The following is a 19008-nucleotide window of genomic DNA, read 5'->3' as shown; positions in this document are numbered from 1 at the left end:
GACGCACACCGACCGCACCGGAAGGCGGCCATGAGCAAGCGCATCGACGTCTCAGACCTGAACATCTACTACGGCGACTTCCTGGCCGTCGAGGGCGTCTCGATGGCGATCGAGCCCCGGTCGGTGACGGCCTTCATCGGCCCCTCCGGCTGCGGCAAGTCGACCTTCCTGCGGTCGCTGAACCGCATGCACGAGGTCATCCCCGGCGCCCGCGTCGAGGGCAAGGTCGTCATGGACGGGCAGGACCTGTACGGCACCGAGGTCGACCCGGTGGACGTGCGCCGCACCGTCGGCATGGTCTTCCAGCGCCCCAACCCCTTCCCCACGATGTCCATCGCGGAGAACGTCCTGGCCGGCGCCCGCCTCAACAGCAAGCGCATGCGCAAGTCCGAGGCCGACGACCTGGTGGAGTCCTCGCTGCAGGGCGCCAACCTGTGGAACGAGGTCAAGGACCGCCTCGACAGGCCCGGGGCAGGCCTGTCCGGCGGCCAGCAGCAGCGCCTGTGCATCGCCCGCGCCATCGCCGTGAAGCCCGACGTGCTGCTCATGGACGAGCCGTGCTCCGCCCTGGACCCGATCTCCACCCTCGCGATCGAGGACCTCATACAGGAGCTCAAGACCACCTACACGATCGTCATCGTGACCCACAACATGCAGCAGGCCTCGCGCGTCTCGGACGCCACCGCCTTCTTCAACATCGCGGGCACGGGCAAGCCGGGCAAGCTCATCGAGATGGCCGACACCGCCACGATGTTCTCCAACCCGAGCCAGAAGGCCACCGAGGACTACGTCTCCGGCCGCTTCGGGTGACCTGCGCGGGCCCCGCACCGCGGAGCCCGCAGCAGCCCACCGGGAGGGGGCGCCGGCCCAGGAGGCCGGCGCCCCCTCCTCGCGTCTGGCCCTGCTCGCCCCCGTCTCGCAACCGGGCGCCTGGTTGCGCTTCCCGGGGAGCCTCAGACCGCAACCGGGCGCCTGGTTGCGCTTCCCGGAGAGCCCCAGACCGCAACCGGGCGCCTGGTTGCGCTTCCCGGCGAGCCCCGGACCGCAGCCGGGCGCCTGGTTGCGCTTCCGGGGGCGAGGGCTCAGGCGAGCAGCGGCAGCAGCACCGCTGCCAGCACCGCGGCCGCCAGCGCCGCGGCGGGGGCGGTGAGCACCCACGACCAGGCGATGCGACGCAGCACCCGCCACCGCACCGCGGAGGGCCGCCGGACGGCCCCGGCGCCGGCGATGGCCGCGGTGACGGTGTGCGTGGTGGAGACGGGCACCCCGAGCCCCGCGGCCGACAGCGCCAGCACCCCCGTGGTGGTCGCCTCCGCGGCGAAGCCCGTCGGGGGGTCGACGGCGGCGATGCGGCCGGCGAGGGTCCGCACGATGCGCCAGCCCCCCGCCAGGGTCCCCAGGCCCAGCGCGGCCGAGGCGGACACCGTCACCCACCAGGGCACCGCCGACCCGTGCGGCAGGGCCCCGGCGGCGACGAGGGCCAGCAGCAGCACGCCCATGGTCTTCTGGGCGTCCTGCAGGCCGTGGCCCACGGCGACCCCGCTGCTGGAGACCACCTGGGCGTAGCGGAAGTGCCGGTGGGTGCGCCCCGGCGCCGCGTGCCGGAAGCGCCAGGCGACGTACAGCGAGACGAGCCCGGCCACCGCCAGGCCCAGGAGCGGCGAGACGAGCAGCGGTAGCGCCACCTGGAGCGCAGCCCTGGTCCAGTCGACGCTGGCGCCCACCACGGCGCCGGCGCCGGCCAGCCCTCCGACCAGGGCGTGGGTGGAGCTGGTGGGGGTGCCCCGCCACCAGGTGAGCAGGTTCCAGGCGGTGGCCCCCAGCCAGGCGGCGAGCACGAGCACCAGGCCCGCGCGACCGTCCAGGGGCGTCAGCACCCCGTAGGCGACGGTCTCGGCCAGGCGGCTGCCCAGCAGGCCGCCCAGGCCGTTGAGGACCGCCGCGATGAGCAGGGCGGCCAGCGGGGTGAGGGCGCCGGTCGCCACGGGCGTGGCGATGACGTCGCTGGCGTCGTGGGCGCCGTTCACGGCGGCGAAGACGAGCGCGGCGACGACCACGACGGCCAGGACCGTCCCGGTGGCGGGGTCCACCGCTCAGGCCTCCTGGACGGCGATGGACTCGACGGTGCGCGAGAGGGACTCGAAGGCGCGGGCGACGGCGAGCAGGCGGTCCCCGACCTCCTTGACGGCCAGCGCGTCCAGCAGCTCGCCCGCGCCTCGCAGGCCGCCGCGGTGCACCTGCGCGAGCAGGGCCAGGTGCTCCCGGCCCACCTCGTGCTCGAGGCGGCGGACCTCCACCCAGTAGTCCACGAGGTCGCGCACCGAGCGCAGGCGCGCCATGGCCGGCGCCGTCAGCTCCGCCTGGCGCTGCACGAGGGCCACCTGCTCGACGACGGCGGCGGGCAGCTCCCCGACGCCGGTGGCCATCACCACGGCCGCGACCTCGGCGAGGGCGTCGACGCAGTCGTCCAGGCGGTGGGCCAGCTCCACCAGGTCGCCGCGGTCGAAGGGGCTGACGAAGGTGGACGTCACGCGCCGCACCACCAGCCGGGCGGCGTCGTCGGCGACGCGCTCGAGGTCGGTCAGCCGCCCGGCGAGGTCCGAGCGGTCCGACGGCCCGGCGCCCAGCATCCGCACCAGCACGTCGGCGCCGGTGGCGACGTGGCCGGCGAGGGCCGCGACGTCGTCGAAGACGGCGCTGTCGCGCGGCGTGAGGCGCATCGGTGGTGCTCCAGGGACGGTCGGATCCGGCCGTGCCGGGCGTCCCAGGTTAGGCCAGGCGCGCTCAGGCCCCGCGGTGCTCCTGCTCGGTCCCCGCGGCGGGACGCTCCTGCGGCGACCCGCCGGGGCCGCCGGCCCCGCCGGTGCCGTCGTCGGCGGCGTCTCCCCCGTCGCCGCCGACCTCGGTGGAGGCGACGCCCAGGAGGCGGTCGATCTCGGCCTGGGGCAGGACGTCACCCGCCTCCGAGGCGGCGACGACGAGGTCCCCGTACAGCTCGATCTCCTCGGCGAGGGCGTCGTCGTCGAGGCGCCGGCTGCGCTCCATCCCTGCACGGTAGCGGGCTGAGCCGCAGACCACCGCCGTGACCACCCGCTCAGGCGACGCCGGGCCGGCGGCGACGGCCGCCGCCCGGGCGGCGAGAGGGGGGGTCCCGCCGCCCGGACGACGGGTCCGGGGTCCCCCTCGGGCGACGGCGGGCGCTGGGCCCGGCACGTCCCTCCCGCGAGGGTCACCCAGAGCGTACGTGCCGCGACCCCGGCGCGTCACGCGCGCCGCCCCGCCCGGAGCAGCGCCGGGCCGGCGAGGGGCCCGGCGACCTGCGCCGGTGGCCCGGTGCTGCTGGGATGGGCCGGTGCACCCCGTCGACGCGCTGCGCCGCACGGCGTTCCTCCTGGAGCGCGAGCAGGCCGCCACGCCGCGCGTCAAGGCGTTCCGCACCGCCGCGGCGGTGCTGGCGGGCCTGCCGGCGTCCGAGCTCGAGCAGCGCCTGGCGCAGGGGAGCCTGACCGAGCTGCGCGGGGTGGGACCGAGGACGGCGGCGGTCGCCGCGCAGGCGGCCCAGGGGCTGCAGCCGGAGTACCTGGCCGAGCTGGAGCGGCGCCGCGAGCAGTCCGGCGACCTCGTGGAGCTGGACGAGCGGGCCGCGGCGCTGCTGGCCGCGCTGCGGGGGGACCTGCACGTGCACAGCGACTGGAGCGACGGCGGCTCGCCGCCGCAGGAGGTGGCCGCCACCGCCGTGGAGCTGGGGCACGAGTACCTCGCCCTCACCGACCACTCCGGCGGCCTGCGGGTGGCGAACGGCCTCTCGCCGCGCCGGCTGGAGCGCCAGCTCGAGCTCGTCGCGGCCCTCGGCGAGCAGCTGGCGCCGTTCCGGCTCCTGTCGGGCATCGAGGTCGACATCACCGAGGACGGCGGCCTGGACTGCCCCGACGAGCTGCTGGAGCGCCTCGACGTCGTCGTCGCCTCCGTGCACAGCCGGCTCGGTGGGCGCAGCAGCAGCGAGGAGATGACCGCGCGGATGCTGGGCGCCCTGGAGCACCCGCGCGTGAGGGTGCTGGGGCACTGCACGGGGCGGCTGGTGTCCCCGGGCGCCGACGAGCACCGGCCGGCGAAGCGGCCCGAGGCCCCCTTCGACGCCGCGGCGGTCTTCGCCCGCTGCGCGCAGCGCGGTGTGGCGGTGGAGGTGAACTCCCGCCCGGAGCGGCTCGACCCCCCGATGCGCCTGCTGCGCCAGGCGCTGGAGGCCGGGTGCCTGGTGAGCATCGACACCGACGCCCACGCACCCGGCCAGCTCGACTGGCGGGCGTTCGGGGCGGCGCGCGCCTCGGCCGCCGGCGCCGACCCCGACCGCGTGGTCACCACCTGGCCGGTCGAGCGCCTCCTGGGGTGGCTCAGGGCCGCAGGCTGAGCGCCCGCCGGCGCAGGGACCGCGCAGCCCCGGGCTCGGGGGCGGGAGCGGGCGCCGGCACCGCAGCCGACGCCGGCACGGGCGCCGGGACGGGCGCGCCCGCCGGGGTGCTCGCGGCGGCCGGAGGAGCCGCGGGCGCGCCCGGCCGGCCCCAGGCCCCGAAGCGCGCGGCGCGGGCGCGCTCGTGCCACGCGCCCACCGCGGCGTCGAGGTCGGCCTCGGGGGTCGGCCGGCCGAACCAGTAGCCCTGCCCGTGGTCGCAGCCCATCGCCACGAGCATCCTCGCCTGCTGCTCGGTCTCGATGCCCTCGGCGATCACCGTGAGGCGGTGGGCGTGGGCGAGGTCGATGACGGCCTGCACGACGGCGGTGGCGGAGGTGTCCTGCCCCAGGCGGGAGACGAAGGCCCTGTCGACCTTCATGAACGCCAGCTCCAGCGCCGACAGGTAGCTCAGCGCCGACCAGCCGGTGCCGAAGTCGTCGATGCCGACCCCCACGCCGAGGTCGGTGAGGCCGTCGAGGGTGCGGCGCGCGTGCTCGCCCTGGTCCAGCAGGGAGTGCTCGGTGATCTCCACGAGCAGGCGGGCGGGGTCCGAGCCCGAGCGCTGCAGGGCCCCGCGGACGAGCAGCGCCAGGTCCGGGCGCGACAGGGTGCGCGAGGACATGTTGACCGCCACCGTGGGCAGCGCGTGCTGGGGCCCCGCCACCTGGACGGCGCCGGTCTCGGGCAGGGCGATGGCCCCGGACGCCGGCGGTCGCCACCGCTGCGCGAGCCCGCTGGCGCGACCCAGCACCCACTCGTCCATGCGCGTGACCAGGCCGGTCTCCTCGGCGACCTCGATGAAGACGAGCGGTGACAGCGGGCCCTGGTCGGGGTCGACGACGCGGGCGAGGGCCTCGACGCCGACCACCTCGCCGCTGGCCAGTTCGACCACCGGCTGGTACAGCACCTGCAGGCGGCCCGCGTCGAGCGCGGAGCGCAGCACCGCCTCCGTCCTCACGCGGCGGGAGGCGGCCTCCTCCAGCGCCGGGGAGTGGTGGACGGCGCGGTCGCGGCCCTGCCGCTTGGCGCTGCGCAGCGCCAGGCCGGCGCGCCGCACCACGTCCTCGGCGTCGACCTCCTCGCCGTCGGTGGTGACCAGGCCGATCGAGGCCGTCAGCGACAGCGGCTCCGCCACGCCGGGGACGGCCAGGGGCCGCCGCAGGGCGGCCGCGAGCTGCTCGGCCAGCGACGCCGCCTCGGGCGGGGGCGGGCCCGAGGGGTCGGGGGTGGCGGCGACGGCGAAGACGTCGCCGTCCAGCCGCGCGACCACCGCTCCTGGCGGCGCCGCCGTGCGCAGGCGGTCGGCGCAGACCGCGAGCACCCGGTCCCCGGTGGCGCGGCCCAGCGCGTCGTCGAGCACGGAGAACCTGTCGAGGTCCACCAGGGCCAGCACGGCGCCGCCGCGCTCGCGGCGGCGCTCGGCCTCGCGGGCGGCGCGCTCGAGGTGGGCCAGCAGCGCCGGGCGGGTCACCAGGTCGGTGAGGGGGTCGCGCTGGCCGAGGGGGGCGGCGGCGGTGACGTCGACGGCGGAGCCGTAGAGCCGGACCGCCTCGCCGCGCGCGTCGAGCTCGACCTCGGTCCAGGCGTGCACGCGCCGGTGCACGCCGTCGGCGCCCACGAGGTCGAACTGCTCCTCCCCGCCGCGGCGCGCCTCGCGCACCACCAGCAGCCAGGCGCGCACGCGGGCCCGGTCGGCGGGGACGACCAGCGACGTCCACCACTGCATGGACGGAGGGGTGGTGGTCGGGTCGCTGCCGGCGAGGCGGTGCATGCCGTCCGACCACGTCAGCTCACCGGTGAGCAGGTCGAGCTGCCAGACCGCGGCGCTGATGCCCCCGGCGGGGCGCGGCCGGCGGGAGGCGGGCCGCGGCGCAGCCGCCGGACCCGCGGGGTCGTGGCCGTGGCGCGCCTGCGGTGGGGTCACCGCCGGTGCGCTCGGTGACCACGGCGGCGGGGGCATGCCCTGAGGGTGTCACCGCGCGTGACCGATCCGCCGTGAAACGGCCCAGACACGCCGGACCCGTGCCGCTCCCCCACCGAGCCGTCACTCATCGTGAGCGGTTCGACACGTTCGGCTCACGCGCCGGCGTACCCCTGCGGGTTGGTCGTCTGCCAGCGCCACGTGTCGGCGCACATCTCGTCCAGACCGCGCTGCGCGCTCCAGCCCAGGTCCACGCGGGCCCGCGTCGGGTCGGCGTAGGAGACGGCCACGTCCCCGGGCCGGCGGGCGGCCACGCGCACCGGGACCTCGTGCCCGCAGGCGCGCTCGAAGGCGGCGACCACCTCGCGCACCGAGGAGCCACGCCCGGTGCCGAGGTTCCACGCGCGCGCGCCCGCGCCGCGCCCTCCGGCCGACAGGTCGGCGAGCGTGCGCAGCGCGGCGACGTGCCCCTCGGCGAGGTCGACGACGTGGATGTAGTCGCGCACGCCCGTGCCGTCGGGGGTGTCGAAGTCGTCCCCGAAGATCGTCAGGTGCTCGCGGCGGCCCACCGCCACCTGCGCGATGAAGGGCACCAGGTTGTTCGGCACGCCGCGCGGGTCCTCCCCGATGCGGCCCGAGGGGTGCGCCCCGACCGGGTTGAAGTAGCGCAGCAGGGCCACCGACCAGCGGTCGTCGCTGGCGGCGACGTCGCGCAGCACCTGCTCGACCACGAACTTGGTCCAGCCGTAGGGGTTGGTCGCGCCCAGCGGGGAGTCCTCGGTCAGGGGCATCTGCGTCGCGGCGCCGTAGACCGTGGCCGAGGAGCTGAAGACCAGCGTGCGGCAGCCGACGGCGTCCATGGCCTTCACGAGGTTGAGGCTGCCCCCGACGTTGGTGCGGTAGTACCGCTCCGGCTGCGCCACCGACTCCCCCACGGCCTTGAGGGCCGCGAAGTGGACGACGGCGTCCGGCCGCACCCGCTGCAGGGCCTGCAGCACCGCCGCCTCGTCGGTGACGTCGACCTCGAGCAGCTCGACCTCGCGCCCGGCGATCTCGGCGACCCGCCGGACCGCCTCGGCGCTGGCGTTGGACAGGTCGTCCAGCACCACCACGTCGTGCCCCTGGTCCAGCAGCGCCACCACCGTGTGGCTGCCGATGTACCCCGCTCCGCCCGTCACCAGGATGCGCACAGCGCGCGACGCTACACGGGCGGTGCCACGCTCGAGGGATGGCTGCCCCAGCGGACCACCGTCCGGACGCCGTCCGCGAGGCGTGGAAGGCCGAGTACCTGGCGCTGCTCGACCGGGTGCCGCCGCTGCCCGGCGCCGCTGACCTGCTGCGCGCCTGCCACGAGCGCGGGCTGGGGGTGGTGCTCGCCAGCTCCAGCCCCGGCGACCTGCTGGAGCGCCACGCCGCCGTCATCGGCCAGGACGTGGTGACGCCGTCGTCGACGCCGTCACCACCGCCGACGACGTCGAGGCGTCCAAGCCCGCCGGCGACCTCTTCGCCGTCGGGGCGCGCAGGGTCGGGGCGCAGCGCCCCGTGGCCGTGGGCGACTCCCCGTGGGACGCGCGCGCGGCGCACGCCGCCGGCCTCGAGGTGGTGCTGGTGCGCTCCGGCGGCTTCTGCGACGAGCTCCTGCGCGCCGAGGCCCCCGACGCGCCGCTGCACGACGACGCCGCCGACCTGCTCGCCCGGCTGGACGGCTCGCCCCTGGGCCGCTGACCCGGGCCGCTGGACCTGAGCGGCTGCGGTCAGCTGCTGACGCGGAACCAGACCACCTTGCCGGTGGCCTGGCGGGGCACCCGGCCACCCAGCACCGCGGCCAGCGGCCCGGGCAGGGCCGTGCCCCCAGCGGCGCCAGCACCGGCCGCGGCAGCGGCGGGCTCGGGCTCGCGCAGCCCGCCGTCGCGCACGCCCCACTCCACCGACAGCTTGTCGACCAGCTCCAGGCCGCGCCCGCTCTCCTCGAGCAGGTCGGCGTCGCGCAGCACCGGGTGGTCGGGGCTGCCGTCGGCGACCTCGACCAGCACGCTGCCGTCGGCCTCGAGCTCCACGTCCATCGTCACCAGCGACCCGGCGTGCACCACGGCGTTGGTCACCAGCTCCGAGGCCAGCAGCTCCACGTGGTCGCGGGTCTCGGGGGGGCACAGCACCCCCAGCTCCCGGCGCACGAACGCCCGCGCCAGCAGGGGGGCCCTGGTGTCCTTCGGCAGCCTCACGCGCACGGCAGCACCCTGCCACCGAGGTCGACCCGCCCGTGGGAACTCAGCCAGACCAGTGACTCCCGCAGCACCTGCGGGCTCGTCCAGCGCGGGGCGTACCCGAGGAGGCGCCCGGCCTTCGCGGGGGAGGCGCTGTGGTTGCGCACCAGGTGCTCCCAGGAGGCCCCGGCGTGCTCAGCGCCCTCCTGCTCGCCCCGGCGGCGCTGGTAGCCGGCGCGGAACTCCTCCCAGCCCACGCTGCGCAGCCGCGCCTCCTGGCCGAACCAGGAGGCCACCTGCTCGGCCAGCCCCCGCGCCGTCCAGCCGCGGTCGGACACGGCGAAGAAGCTCTCGCCCACGGCCGCCGAGCGGTGCTCGAGGGCCCGCTGGAAGGCCTGGGCGACGTCGTCGGCGTGGACGTGGTGCATGAGCTGGTGCCCGCCGTCGGGCACGTCCAGCTCCTCCCCGGCCGCGAGCGCCGGCCACACCGCGGGGTCGGTGTTGCCCAGGGGGTTGATGACGGGCCACCCGGGGCCGCTGATGTGGCCCGGGTGCAGCACGGTGGTGGGCACCCCGCCGCGGCGCGACTCGGCCAGCAGGAGGTCCTCGCAGGCCGCCTTCTGCACGCCGTAGTCCCCGAAGGGCTCGCGCGGGTCCTCCTCGCGCAGCGGGGCGGCCGCGGCGCGCCCGTGCGTCCAGATCGTCCCCGCGTGCAGGAGGTGCCCGACCCTGCCGCGCAGCGCCTCGACCAGCTGGCCCGCCGAGGCCGGCGTGAAGCAGACCATGTCGACCACGGCGTCCGGGCGCAGGTCCGCGACGCGGCCGCCGAAGGTGCCGGCGGCGTCCTCGGCGTCCCTGTCGACCTGCACCCGGCGCACACGCGCCCACGCCTCGTGCGGCTGGTAGGGCTCGCGGGTGCCCCGCGAGAGGGCCACCACCTCGTGCCCGGCGGTGACCAGCCGGGGCACGAGGTGGGTGCCGACGTGGCCGGTGGCTCCGATGACGACGACGCGCACGGCAGGGCTCCTCGGGCAGGTCGGCTAGTAGACGGTGTAGCCGCCGTCGGCCACGAGCACGGTGCCCGTGATGAAGCTGGCGGCGTCGCTGGCGAGGAAGACGACGCTGGGCGCGATCTCCTCCGGCGAGGCCGCCCGCTGCTGCGGCGCGTCCTCGATCCACTGGCGGCGGAAGCGCGGCTCGTCGACGGGGGCCATCGCGGTGCGCACGTAGCCGGGGGCGAGGGCGTTGACGCGGATGCCGTGCGGCGCCCACTCGGCGGCCAGCGACTTCGTCAGCTGGTGCACCGCGGCCTTGGAGGCGTTGTACGCCGCCTGCTCCTGGGGGCGGTTGACGATGATCGCCGAGATCGAGCCGATGTTGACGATCGAGCCGCCCCCGGCCTCGCGCATGTGGCGCCCCACCGCGAGGGAGGTCTTCCACAGCGCCCGCACGTTGAGGTCGAAGACCGCCGACCACTCCTCGTCGGGCACCTCCCAGCTGGACCTGTGGAAGCACGTGCCGGCGTTGTTGACCAGGACGTCGATCCGGCCGCCGAGGCCCTCGAGGGCCTCGGCGGTGGCGCGCTCGACGTCGGCGTCCACGGTGAGGTCGGCGTCCACGCGGACCAGCTCGACGCCGTCGGCCGCCGCCTCCTCGACGAAGGCCTGGGAGCGGGCGCCGTCGCGGGCGATGATCGCCACCTTCGCGCCGGCGGCGGCCAGGCCGAGGGCGAAGGCGCGGCCCAGCCCCTGGTTGCCGCCGGTGACGACGGCGGTGCGCCCGTCCAGCCGGAACGGGTCCTGCGGCGCCGCCTGCACCGCGGCGTCGGCGGTGGTGCCGCCGGCCTCGCTCGCGGCGGTCACCGCCAGGGCTCCACGACGGACTTCAGGCTGTTCGGGTCGGTGTCGGAGTCGAGCGCCTCACCGGCGTGGTCGAGGTCGTAGCGGCCGGTGACCAGGGAGTCGACGTCGACCTGCCCGGAGGCGACCAGGTGCGCGGCCAGCGGCCAGGTGTCGGTGTACCTGAAGATGCCCGTGAGCAGCACCTCGTTGTCCTGGATGTAGCTCACCGGCAGGGTCAGCTCCGGGTTGCCCAGGCCCACCAGCACCGCCGTGCCGCCGCCGCGGACGGCGCGGATGCCGGAGGTGATGGCCGGCGGGGCGCCGGAGGCGTCGATGAACGCGTCGACCTGCAGGGCGGTGACGTCGGTCTCGCGCGGGTCGACGGCGTCCGTCGCGCCGAAGTGCAGGGCCCGCTCGCGGCGCGGGCCGACGAGGTCGGTGATGATGACCTCGCGGGCGCCGAAGGCGCGGGCGACCTGGGCGGTGATGATGCCGATCGGGCCGGCGCCGGCGACGAGCACCCGCTGGCCGGGCACCACCCGCGCCTTGCGCAGGGCCGCGATGCCCACGCTGAGCGGCTCCAGGAGCGCGGCGGCGTCGTCGGACAGGCCGTCGGCGACGGGGAAGGCGAACTCGGCCGGGGCCGTCACGTACTCGGCGAAGGCGCCGTCGACGGGCGGCGTGGCGTAGAAGCGCATGTGCGGGCAGAGGTTGTAGCGGCCCGCCAGGCACTGCGAGCAGTGGTGGCAGGGGCGCTGCGGGTCCACCGCGACGCGCTGACCGACGCGGGAGGCGTCCACGCCCTGCCCGACGGCCACCACGGTGCCGCCCATCTCGTGGCCCAGCACGAGCGGGGACTCCACGACGAACTCCCCGGCCCGCAGGTGGCGGAAGTAGTGGACGTCGGAGCCGCACACGCCCACCGAGCCGACCCGGACCAGCACCTCACCGGGCGGGACGTCCGGGACGGGGCGCTCCTGCACCTCGACCGTGTTCTCGGCCAGCAGCACGCTGGCCCGCATCGTCTCGGGCAGGCGGTCGGGCACCCCGGGGGCCGACCTGCCGGCCTTCTGCTCCGTCGCAGCGCTCATGGGCGCCATCATGCCCCGACCCGGGTGAGAACGTTCTCAACGGGTCGGGGCAGACGGCGGGGGGCTCAGCCGGCGGTGAGCCTGCCGGCCACGGTGACGACGCGGCGGGCGAGGTGGTCCAGAGCGTCGAGCTGGGCCTGGCCGAGCGGCTCGTCGTTGTTCGCCCCCGTGGCGTGGCTGACGCCGTAGGGGTTGCCGTCGACGAACTTCAGCGGGTCGGTGTACCCGGGCGAGACGATGATCCCGCCGAAGTGGTGGATGGTGTTGTACAGCGCGAGCAGCGTGGACTCCTGGCCGCCGTGCAGGGTCTGGCTGGCGGTGAAGCCGGCGTAGACCTTGTCGGCGAGCAGGCCCTGGCCCCACTGCGGCCCCAGGGAGTCGATGAAGGTCTTCAGCTGGCCGGCGATGTTGCCGTAGCGCGTCGGGGAGCCGAAGAGCACGGCGTCGGCCCACACGACGTCGTCGGCGGTGACGGCGGGCTCGTCGGCCTCGGCGGCGTGCTGCTGCTGGGCCTCGCTGGCCTGCCGCTCCCCCTCGGTGGTCTGGCGCGCCACCTGGCGCAGGCGCACCTCGGCCCCGGCGGCCTCGCCCGCCTGCGCGGCGCGCTGGGCCATCGCCCGCACGGTGCCCGTGGCTGAGTAGTAGACGATCGCGAGCTTGACGCTCACAGCGGTCCTCCCGGGTCGGTCCCGGCCCAGCTCTGCTCGCGGGCCGGCGCGGCCAGCCTCACACGTTGAACGTTCACCGACCACCCGGGACGATCACCCCGTCCGGCGTCACACCCACCCCTTCGGCGCGCCGCCACCGCCGCGTCTGAGCAACGCCCCTCCAGACGCGCCTCACAGGCGCTGCAGGCCGTGGCACGTGATGACGGCGGTGCCCTCCAGGTCGGAGGCCTCCAGGTCGACCGTGGCGAGGAAGCCCCAGTCGTGGTCACCCGCGGGGTCGTCGACCACCTGGCGCACGTGCCACAGCCGGGCCTCCCGGTCGTGGGTGACCTGCAGCATCGCGGGGGCGCGCGAGGCCGCGGACACGCCGACGTCGTCGTGCTCGGCGTAGTAGTCGGCCACCACCGCCTGCCAGGCGTCGAGGTCGAGCGCGGGGTCGAGCTGGGCGAGGTCCCACGCCCGGCGGCGGGCCAGCAGGTCCACCCGCTGCCACATCGCGTTGCGCACCTGCACGGTGAACGCGCGGACGTTGGCCGTGATCCCGCGCAGGGCCGGCGGTGGCGGGGGCGCTGACCCGTCGACCAGGGCCTCGGGGTGGGTGAGGGCCTCCCACTCGTCGAGCAGGCTGGAGTCGGTCTGGCGGACCACCTCGCCGAGCCACTCGATGACGTCGTCCAGGCCCTCGGCGCGCCGGTCCTCGGGGACCGTCTGGCGCAGCGCGCGGTAGGCGTCGGACAGGTAGCGCAGCACCGCCCCCTCGGAGCGGGAGAGGTTGTAGCGGCGGACCAGGTCGCCGAAGGTCATCGCCTGCTCGAGCATCTCGCGCACCACCGACTTCGGGGAGAGCGCGTCCTCCGGCAGCCACGGCGAGGTCAGGCGGTACTGCTCGAAGGCCGCCTCGAGCAGCTCCTCCAGGGGCTTGGGCCAGGTGACCTCCTCGAGCAGCTCCATCCGCTCCTCGTACTCGATCCCCTCGGCCTTCATGGCCGCCACGGCCTCGCCGCGGGCGGCGAACTGCTGGGCCAGCAGGATCGGCCGCGGGTCGTCGAGGGTCGCCTCCACCACGCTGACGACGTCGAGCGCCGGTGTCGGCGACTCCGGGTCGAGCACGTCCAGCGCGGCCACCGCGAAGGTCGAGAGCGGCTGGTTGAGGGCGAAGTCGGCCTGCAGGTCCACCGTGAGGCGCAGCGTGCGGCCGTCCTCGTCCGGCTCGGGGAGCCTCTCGACGACGCCGGCGGCCAGCAGCTCGCGCACGATGGCCACGGCCCGCTTGACCAGGCGCACCTGGGTGCCCCTGTCGGAGTGGTTCTCGCGCAGCAGGCGCCGGAAGGCCGGCACGGTGGGCGCGGGGCGGGCGATGGTGTTGAGCACCATCGCGTGCGTCACGCGCATCTGGCTGGTCAGCGGCTCCGGGGGCGCCCCGACGATCCGCTCGAAGGTGGCCTGGTTCCAGCTCACCTCGCCCTCGGGCGGCTTCTTCTTGACCACCTTGCGGCGCTTCTTGGGGTCGTCGCCCGCCTTGGCCAGGGCCCGCTCGTTCTCGATGAGGTGCTCGGGCGCCTGCACCACGCAGGTGCCGGAGGTGTCGAAGCCGGCGCGCCCGGCGCGCCCGGCGATCTGGTGGAACTCCCGCGCGCTGAGCAGGCGGGTGCGGCGGCCGTCGAACTTGGTCAGGGACGTCACGAGCACCGAGCGGATCGGCACGTTGATGCCGACGCCGAGGGTGTCCGTGCCGCAGACGACGGGCAGCAGCCCCTCCTGCGCGAGGGTCTCCACCAGGCGGCGGTACTTGGGCAGCATCCCGGCGTGGTGCACGCCGACGCCGTGGCGGACCAGCTTGGAGAGCACCTGCCCGAAGCCGGCGGTGAAGCGGAACGAGCCGAGGGCCTCGGCGATCCGCTCGCGGGCCCCCTTGTCCGCGACGGTGACGGAGAGCAACGCCTGCGCGCGCTCCAGCGCCGCGGCCTGGGTGGGGTGGACGACGTAGACGGGCGCCTCGCGCGCCTCCAGCAGCTCCTCCAGCGTCTCGTGCACGGGGGTCATCGCCCACCGGTGGTGCAGCGGCACCGGGCGCTCCGCGCCGGCCACGAGCACCGCCTCGCGCCCGGTGCGCCGGCGCAGGTCGTCGGTGAAGCGGGTGGTGTCGCCCAGGGTCGCCGACATGAGGAGGAACTGGGCGCGGGTCAGCTCCAGCAGGGGCACCTGCCAGGCCCAGCCGCGGTCGCGGTCGGCGTAGTAGTGGAACTCGTCCATGACCACGAGGCCGACGTCGAGGTCCGCGCCCTCGCGAAGGGCGCGGTTGGCGAGCACCTCGGCGGTGCAGCAGACCACCGGCGCGGCGGCGTTGACGGCGCCGTCACCGGTCACCATGCCCACGTTCTGGGCTCCCAGCACCTCCACCAGCGCGAAGAACTTCTCGCTGACGAGCGCCTTGATGGGGGCGGTGTAGACCGAGCGGCGCCCGGAGGCCATCGCGGCGGCGTGAGCGCCCAGGGCGACCAGCGACTTGCCCGACCCCGTGGGCGTGGCGAGCACCACGTGCGAGCCGCTCACCACCTCGATGAGCGCCTCCTCCTGGGCCGGGTAGAGGCTCAGCCCGCGGTCGGTGGCCCACCCCTCGAAGGCCTCGAAGACGGCGTCCGGGTCCGGCGCAGCGCCGTCGGCGGGCAGGCGGGAGGGCAGGTCGGGGACCCTGTCGACCTCCAGCGGGGCACCGGGCGCGGCCACGGCGGCCGCCTCGGGGTCGGTGGTCGCGGCGGGGTCGGGCACGTCGTCGAGCGTCCCACGCCGTCCGGGCGCCCCGGCGGGCGCGGGCCCGCCGAGCGGGTGTCGTCGGCGGCGCCTGCGCTGCCCCGGCGGCAGCGGTCACCTAGGGTGACCCTGCTGACCGGATGCCGCAGCCCTCACGGGGCGGCGGCCGACCGGCGGGAAGGGGCGGGGTGGTGCTCGAGGCGTCGCGCGGCGGCGGAGCGCAGTGGCGCACGTGCACCAGCTACCCGCCCGTGACGGCGTCGGTGCGCGAGGCGCGCCGCTTCGTGGAGGCCGAGCTGGGCGCCCGCGGCCGGGCCGACCTGGCCGACGACGCCGGCCTGGTGCTCAGCGAGCTGGCCGCCAACGCCGTCCTGCACGCGCGCACCCCCTTCGAGGTGGTGGTCTCCGGGGCCGGCCGGGACCGGGTGCGCGTGGACGTCGTCGACGGCAGCCCGGCGCTGCCGCTGCTGGCGGCGACGCCGCAGACCTCCACCACGGGCCGCGGCATGGTGCTCGTGGCGGCCCTGGCCTCGCGGTGGGGCAGCGAGCGGCTGGAGGAGGGCAAGACCGTCTGGTTCGAGCTGGGCGGGGACGAGGAGCGCAGCGACCCGGACGAGCCGTCCGCAGAGGACCTGCTCGCCATGTGGGCGGACCTGGACGCCGCGGTGACCGTCGTCATCCCCGACCTCCCGGTGGCCGCGCTCCTGGCCGCCAAGGAGCACCTGGACGACCTGGTCCGCGAGCTGCAGATCGTCATGCACGACCCGGCGTCGGCCGCCCGCGCCGAGGACGACGCCCCCGAGGAGGTGCTGCTCGCGCGCCGCCTCGACGCCGCCGTGCAGGCCTTCGAGCCGGCGCGGGTGCAGGTGCGCACCCAGGTGCTGCGGGCCGCGCAGGCGGGGGCCGAGCTGGTGACCCTGGAGCTGGTGCTCGACCCGCGCGCCGCCGAGCACGCCCGCCACTACCTCGAGGCGGTCGAGGAGGCGCACCGGCTGGCGCTGCGGGGGCTGCTGCTGACCCGCGGCGACGAGCTGGAGCGCCACGCCGCGATCCGCCGCCTCTACCTGGAGGAGGTCGTGCGCCAGCTCGGCTGAGCGCACGACCCCCGTCGTCCCCGGGACGTCCCCGGGACGTCGTCAGGCGAGCACGGGCACGGCCGCGAGGGCCGCCCGCAGGTCCGCCTCGGACAGGCCGGAGTCGGTCATGGTGCCCTTCAGGTAGGACTCGTAGGCGGCGAGGTCGAGCAGGCCGTGGCCGCACAGCGCGGTGACGATGACCTTCTCCTCCCCGCTCTCCTTGCAGGCCAGCGCCTCCTGGATCGCGACGGCGAGGGCGTGGGTCGGCTCGGGCGCCGGGACGATGCCCTCGGTGCGCGCGAACCTCACCGCGGCCTCGAAGCAGGCGGTCTGGTCGACGCTGGTGGCCGTCATGAGGCCCAGCTCGTAGACGTGGCTGATCAGCGGCGCCATGCCGTGGTAGCGCAGGCCGCCGGCGTGGATGGGGTCGGGCACGAAGTCGTGGCCGAGGGTGTGCATCTTCATGAGCGGGGTCAGCCCCGCGGTGTCGCCGAAGTCGTAGCGGTACTCCCCGCGGGTCAGGCTGGGGGCGCTGGCGGGCTCGACGGCGCGGATCTCGGGGCTCATGCGGCCGGCCAGCTTCTCGCGCAGGAACGGGAAGCACAGGCCGCCGAAGTTGGAGCCGCCGCCGGTGCAGCCGACCACGAGGTCGACGTCGGTCTCCCCGGCCTTGGCCAGCTGCAGCAGCGCCTCCTCGCCGATGACGGTCTGGTGCAGCAGCACGTGGTTGAGCACCGAGCCGAGGGCGTACTTGGTGTCCTCGCGCTGGGCGGCGACCTCCACCGCCTCGGAGATGGCGATGCCGAGGGAGCCGGTGTGGTCCTCGGGGAAGGCGCGCCCGGCCTCGGTCAGGCGCGAGGGCGAGCGGTGCACCGTGCCGCCGAAGGTCTCGATCAGGGTGCGGCGGTAGGGCTTGGCGTCGTAGGAGCCGCCGACCTGCCACACCTCGCACTCCAGCCCGAACAGCGAGCACGCGAACGCCAGCGCGGTGCCCCACTGGCCGGCGCCGGTCTCCGTCGTCAGCTTCTTCACGCCGGCCCTGGCGTTGTAGAAGACCTGCGGGACGGCGGTGTTGGGCTTGTGCGAGCCGGCGGGGCTGACGCCCTCGTACTTGTAGTAGATGCGGGCCGGGGTGCCGAGCGCCTTCTCCAGCGAGTGCGCGCGGTACAGCGGCGAGGGCCGCCAGAGGCGGTAGACCTCCTGCACCTCCTCGGGGATGTCGACGTAGCGCTCGGTGGTGACCTCCTGCGCGATGAGGTCGGCCGGGAAGAGGCCCGCCAGGTCGTCGGGGCCGATCGGCTGGTGGGTGCCCGGGTGCAGCGGCGGCGGGGGCGGCGCCGGGAGGTCGGGCACGACGTTGTACCAGCGGGTCGGCATCTCGGACTCGTCGAGCAGGAACTTGTGCTGCTTCACCGGTGAGGGCGCCATGGCGCTGGAGCCTAGTGATCTGCGGTGCTGCCGCCACGGGCTGCGTCGCCCGCGCCCGCTGCTGGCAGGATCAGGGGCCGTGTCCAAGGTCCTGACCTCCCTGCCCGTCGGCGAGCGCGTCGGCATCGCCTTCTCCGGGGGGCTCGACACCTCCGTGGCGGTCGCCTGGATGCGCGACAAGGGCGCCGTGCCGTGCACCTACACCGCCAACATCGGCCAGTACGACGAGCCCGACATCGACGCCGTGCCCGGCCGCGCCGGGGCGTACGGCGCCGAGGTGGCGCGCCTGGTCGACTGCCGCGAGGCCCTCGTGGAGGAGGGCCTGGCCGCCCTGACGTGCGGCGCCTTCCACATCCGCTCCGCGGGACGCGCCTACTTCAACACCACGCCGCTGGGCCGGGCGGTGACCGGCACCAAGCTCGTGCGGGCGATGCTGGACGACGACGTGCAGATCTGGGGCGACGGCTCCACCTACAAGGGCAACGACATCGAGAGGTTCTACCGCTACGGCCTCATGGCCAACCCGGCGCTGCGGATCTACAAGCCGTGGCTGGACGCGCAGTTCGTCGCCGAGCTGGGCGGTCGCAAGGAGATGTCGGAGTGGCTGGTGGCGCACGACCTGCCCTACCGCGACTCCACCGAGAAGGCGTACTCCACCGACGCCAACATCTGGGGCGCCACGCACGAGGCGAAGAGCCTGGAGCAGCTCGAGGTCGGCATCGAGGTCGTGCAGCCGATCATGGGCGTGCGGTTCTGGGACCCGGCCGTGGAGATCGAGCCGGAGGACGTCGTCATCGGCTTCGAGCAGGGCCGCCCCGTCTCGATCAACGGCCAGACCTTCGCCTCCCCCGTCGAGCTGGTCCTCGAGGCGAACGCCGTCGGCGGGCGGCACGGGCTGGGGATGTCCGACCAGATCGAGAACCGCATCATCGAGGCCAAGAGCCGCGGCATCTACGAGGCGCCCGGCATGGCGCTGCTCTTCGCCGCGTACGAGCGGCTGGTCAACGCGGTGCACAACGAGGACACCATCGCCACCTACCACTCCGAGGGCCGCCGCCTGGGCCGGCTGCTCTACGAGGGCCGCTGGCTCGACCCGCAGGCGCTCATGCTGCGCGAGTCGCTGCAGCGCTGGGTGGGCACGGCGGTGACCGGTGAGGTGGCGCTGCGGCTGCGCCGCGGCGAGGACTACTCCCTGCTCGACACCACGGGACCGGCGCTGAGCTACCACCCTGACAAGCTGTCGATGGAGCGCACGCAGGACGCCGCCTTCGGGCCGGTGGACAGGATCGGCCAGCTGACGATGCGCAACCTCGACATCGCCGACTCCCGCTCCAAGCTCGAGCAGTACGCGGCGCTGGGCCTGGTCGGCCCGGACGCCCCGGGCGTGGGCCTGGTCGGCGGCCTCGAGGCCGCGGTGCTCGAGCCGGGGCGCTCCGAGGAGATCGCCTCCAGCGGGCTGCCCTCCCCCGACGACCGCGCCATCGACCGCGCCGCCATGGAGTCCGGCACCGACTGACCCGCCACCCTCCCCGGGGTCCTGGGGGCGGCGCCCCCCCCGGGGGGCCGGGGGCCCCGCTC

Annotated in this window: 17 protein-coding genes; 5 read left to right on the top strand and 12 right to left on the bottom strand. The window is 75.6% G+C overall.

What is annotated here, in order from left to right; translation table 11 throughout:
- Positions 1–30: 30 nt before the first annotated feature.
- Positions 31–810: a phosphate ABC transporter ATP-binding protein PstB gene (gene pstB, locus ACUN9U_RS01815; protein ID WP_445483221.1), complete on the top strand. Its 780-nt coding sequence runs from the start codon at positions 31–33 to the stop codon at positions 808–810.
- A 272-nt stretch (positions 811–1082) separates the two neighbouring features.
- On the opposite strand, the gene ACUN9U_RS01810 is transcribed toward pstB, so the two are convergent.
- The 3 genes from ACUN9U_RS01810 to ACUN9U_RS01800 form a co-directional block, all read right to left on the bottom strand.
- A complete protein-coding gene (locus ACUN9U_RS01810) occupies positions 1083–2090 on the bottom strand; it encodes an anion permease (RefSeq protein ID WP_445483220.1) in 1008 nt (335 codons plus the stop codon).
- Positions 2091–2093: 3 nt separating this feature from the next.
- A complete protein-coding gene (locus ACUN9U_RS01805) occupies positions 2094–2720 on the bottom strand; it encodes a DUF47 domain-containing protein (protein WP_445483219.1) in 627 nt (208 codons plus the stop codon).
- A gap of 64 nt (positions 2721–2784) precedes the next feature.
- Positions 2785–3045: a hypothetical protein gene (locus ACUN9U_RS01800; protein WP_445483218.1), complete on the bottom strand. Its 261-nt coding sequence runs from the start codon at positions 3043–3045 to the stop codon at positions 2785–2787.
- A 307-nt stretch (positions 3046–3352) separates the two neighbouring features.
- Between ACUN9U_RS01800 and ACUN9U_RS01795 the strand changes: the two genes are divergently transcribed.
- Positions 3353–4408: a PHP domain-containing protein gene (locus tag ACUN9U_RS01795; RefSeq protein ID WP_445483217.1), complete on the top strand. Its 1056-nt coding sequence runs from the start codon at positions 3353–3355 to the stop codon at positions 4406–4408.
- Here ACUN9U_RS01795 and ACUN9U_RS01790 read toward each other — a convergent pair.
- Positions 4392–6410 carry a putative bifunctional diguanylate cyclase/phosphodiesterase gene (locus tag ACUN9U_RS01790; RefSeq protein WP_445483216.1) on the bottom strand — a complete coding sequence of 673 codons (2019 nt, stop codon included), beginning with the start codon at positions 6408–6410 and terminating at the stop codon, positions 4392–4394. The two genes, ACUN9U_RS01795 and ACUN9U_RS01790, sit on opposite strands and share 17 nt — an antisense overlap.
- A gap of 116 nt (positions 6411–6526) precedes the next feature.
- Positions 6527–7561, bottom strand: coding sequence for a UDP-glucose 4-epimerase GalE (gene galE, locus ACUN9U_RS01785; RefSeq protein WP_445483215.1), 1035 nt, complete (start codon positions 7559–7561; stop codon positions 6527–6529).
- Between the two features lie 154 nt (positions 7562–7715).
- Here galE and ACUN9U_RS01780 point away from each other — a divergent pair, with 154 nt between their 5' ends.
- Entirely contained in the window at positions 7716–8096 is a 381-nt protein-coding gene (locus ACUN9U_RS01780; RefSeq protein WP_445483489.1) for an HAD family hydrolase, read from the top strand.
- 29 nt (positions 8097–8125) lie between these two features.
- Here ACUN9U_RS01780 and ACUN9U_RS01775 read toward each other — a convergent pair whose 3' ends face one another.
- From ACUN9U_RS01775 to ACUN9U_RS01750, 6 genes are all read right to left on the bottom strand, one after another.
- The gene (locus tag ACUN9U_RS01775) at positions 8126–8599 is read right to left on the bottom strand and encodes an ATP-binding protein (RefSeq protein WP_445483214.1); all 474 of its coding nucleotides are present in this window, start codon (positions 8597–8599) and stop codon (positions 8126–8128) included.
- Positions 8590–9591, bottom strand: a complete 1002-nt coding sequence (locus tag ACUN9U_RS01770; protein WP_445483213.1) for an NAD-dependent epimerase/dehydratase family protein — start codon at positions 9589–9591, stop codon at positions 8590–8592. The genes ACUN9U_RS01775 and ACUN9U_RS01770 overlap by 10 nt, the downstream gene beginning before the upstream one ends.
- A 24-nt stretch (positions 9592–9615) precedes the next feature.
- Positions 9616–10392, bottom strand: coding sequence for an SDR family NAD(P)-dependent oxidoreductase (locus ACUN9U_RS01765; protein WP_445483488.1), 777 nt, complete (start codon positions 10390–10392; stop codon positions 9616–9618).
- Between the two features lie 41 nt (positions 10393–10433).
- The gene (locus ACUN9U_RS01760; protein WP_445483487.1) at positions 10434–11438 is read right to left on the bottom strand and encodes an NAD(P)-dependent alcohol dehydrogenase; all 1005 of its coding nucleotides are present in this window, start codon (positions 11436–11438) and stop codon (positions 10434–10436) included.
- A 134-nt stretch (positions 11439–11572) separates the two neighbouring features.
- Positions 11573–12121, bottom strand: coding sequence for a flavodoxin family protein (locus ACUN9U_RS01755; protein WP_445483486.1), 549 nt, complete (start codon positions 12119–12121; stop codon positions 11573–11575).
- Between the two features lie 225 nt (positions 12122–12346).
- Entirely contained in the window at positions 12347–14845 is a 2499-nt protein-coding gene (locus ACUN9U_RS01750) for a DEAD/DEAH box helicase (RefSeq protein ID WP_445483485.1), read from the bottom strand.
- 272 nt (positions 14846–15117) lie between these two features.
- Here ACUN9U_RS01750 and ACUN9U_RS01745 point away from each other — a divergent pair, with 272 nt between their 5' ends.
- Positions 15118–16020, top strand: a complete 903-nt coding sequence (locus ACUN9U_RS01745) for an ATP-binding protein (RefSeq protein WP_445483212.1) — start codon at positions 15118–15120, stop codon at positions 16018–16020.
- 42 nt (positions 16021–16062) lie between these two features.
- Here the strand turns inward: ACUN9U_RS01745 and ACUN9U_RS01740 are convergent, their stop codons facing one another.
- Positions 16063–17430 carry a TrpB-like pyridoxal phosphate-dependent enzyme gene (locus tag ACUN9U_RS01740; RefSeq protein WP_445483211.1) on the bottom strand — a complete coding sequence of 456 codons (1368 nt, stop codon included), beginning with the start codon at positions 17428–17430 and terminating at the stop codon, positions 16063–16065.
- 79 nt (positions 17431–17509) lie between these two features.
- Between ACUN9U_RS01740 and argG the strand changes: the two genes are divergently transcribed.
- A complete protein-coding gene (argG, locus tag ACUN9U_RS01735) occupies positions 17510–18946 on the top strand; it encodes an argininosuccinate synthase (RefSeq protein WP_445483210.1) in 1437 nt (478 codons plus the stop codon).
- Positions 18947–19008 lie beyond the last annotated feature (62 nt).

The sequence above is a fragment of the Quadrisphaera sp. KR29 genome (assembly GCF_052644995.1).
This window is presented reverse-complemented; position numbering and strand designations above follow the sequence as displayed.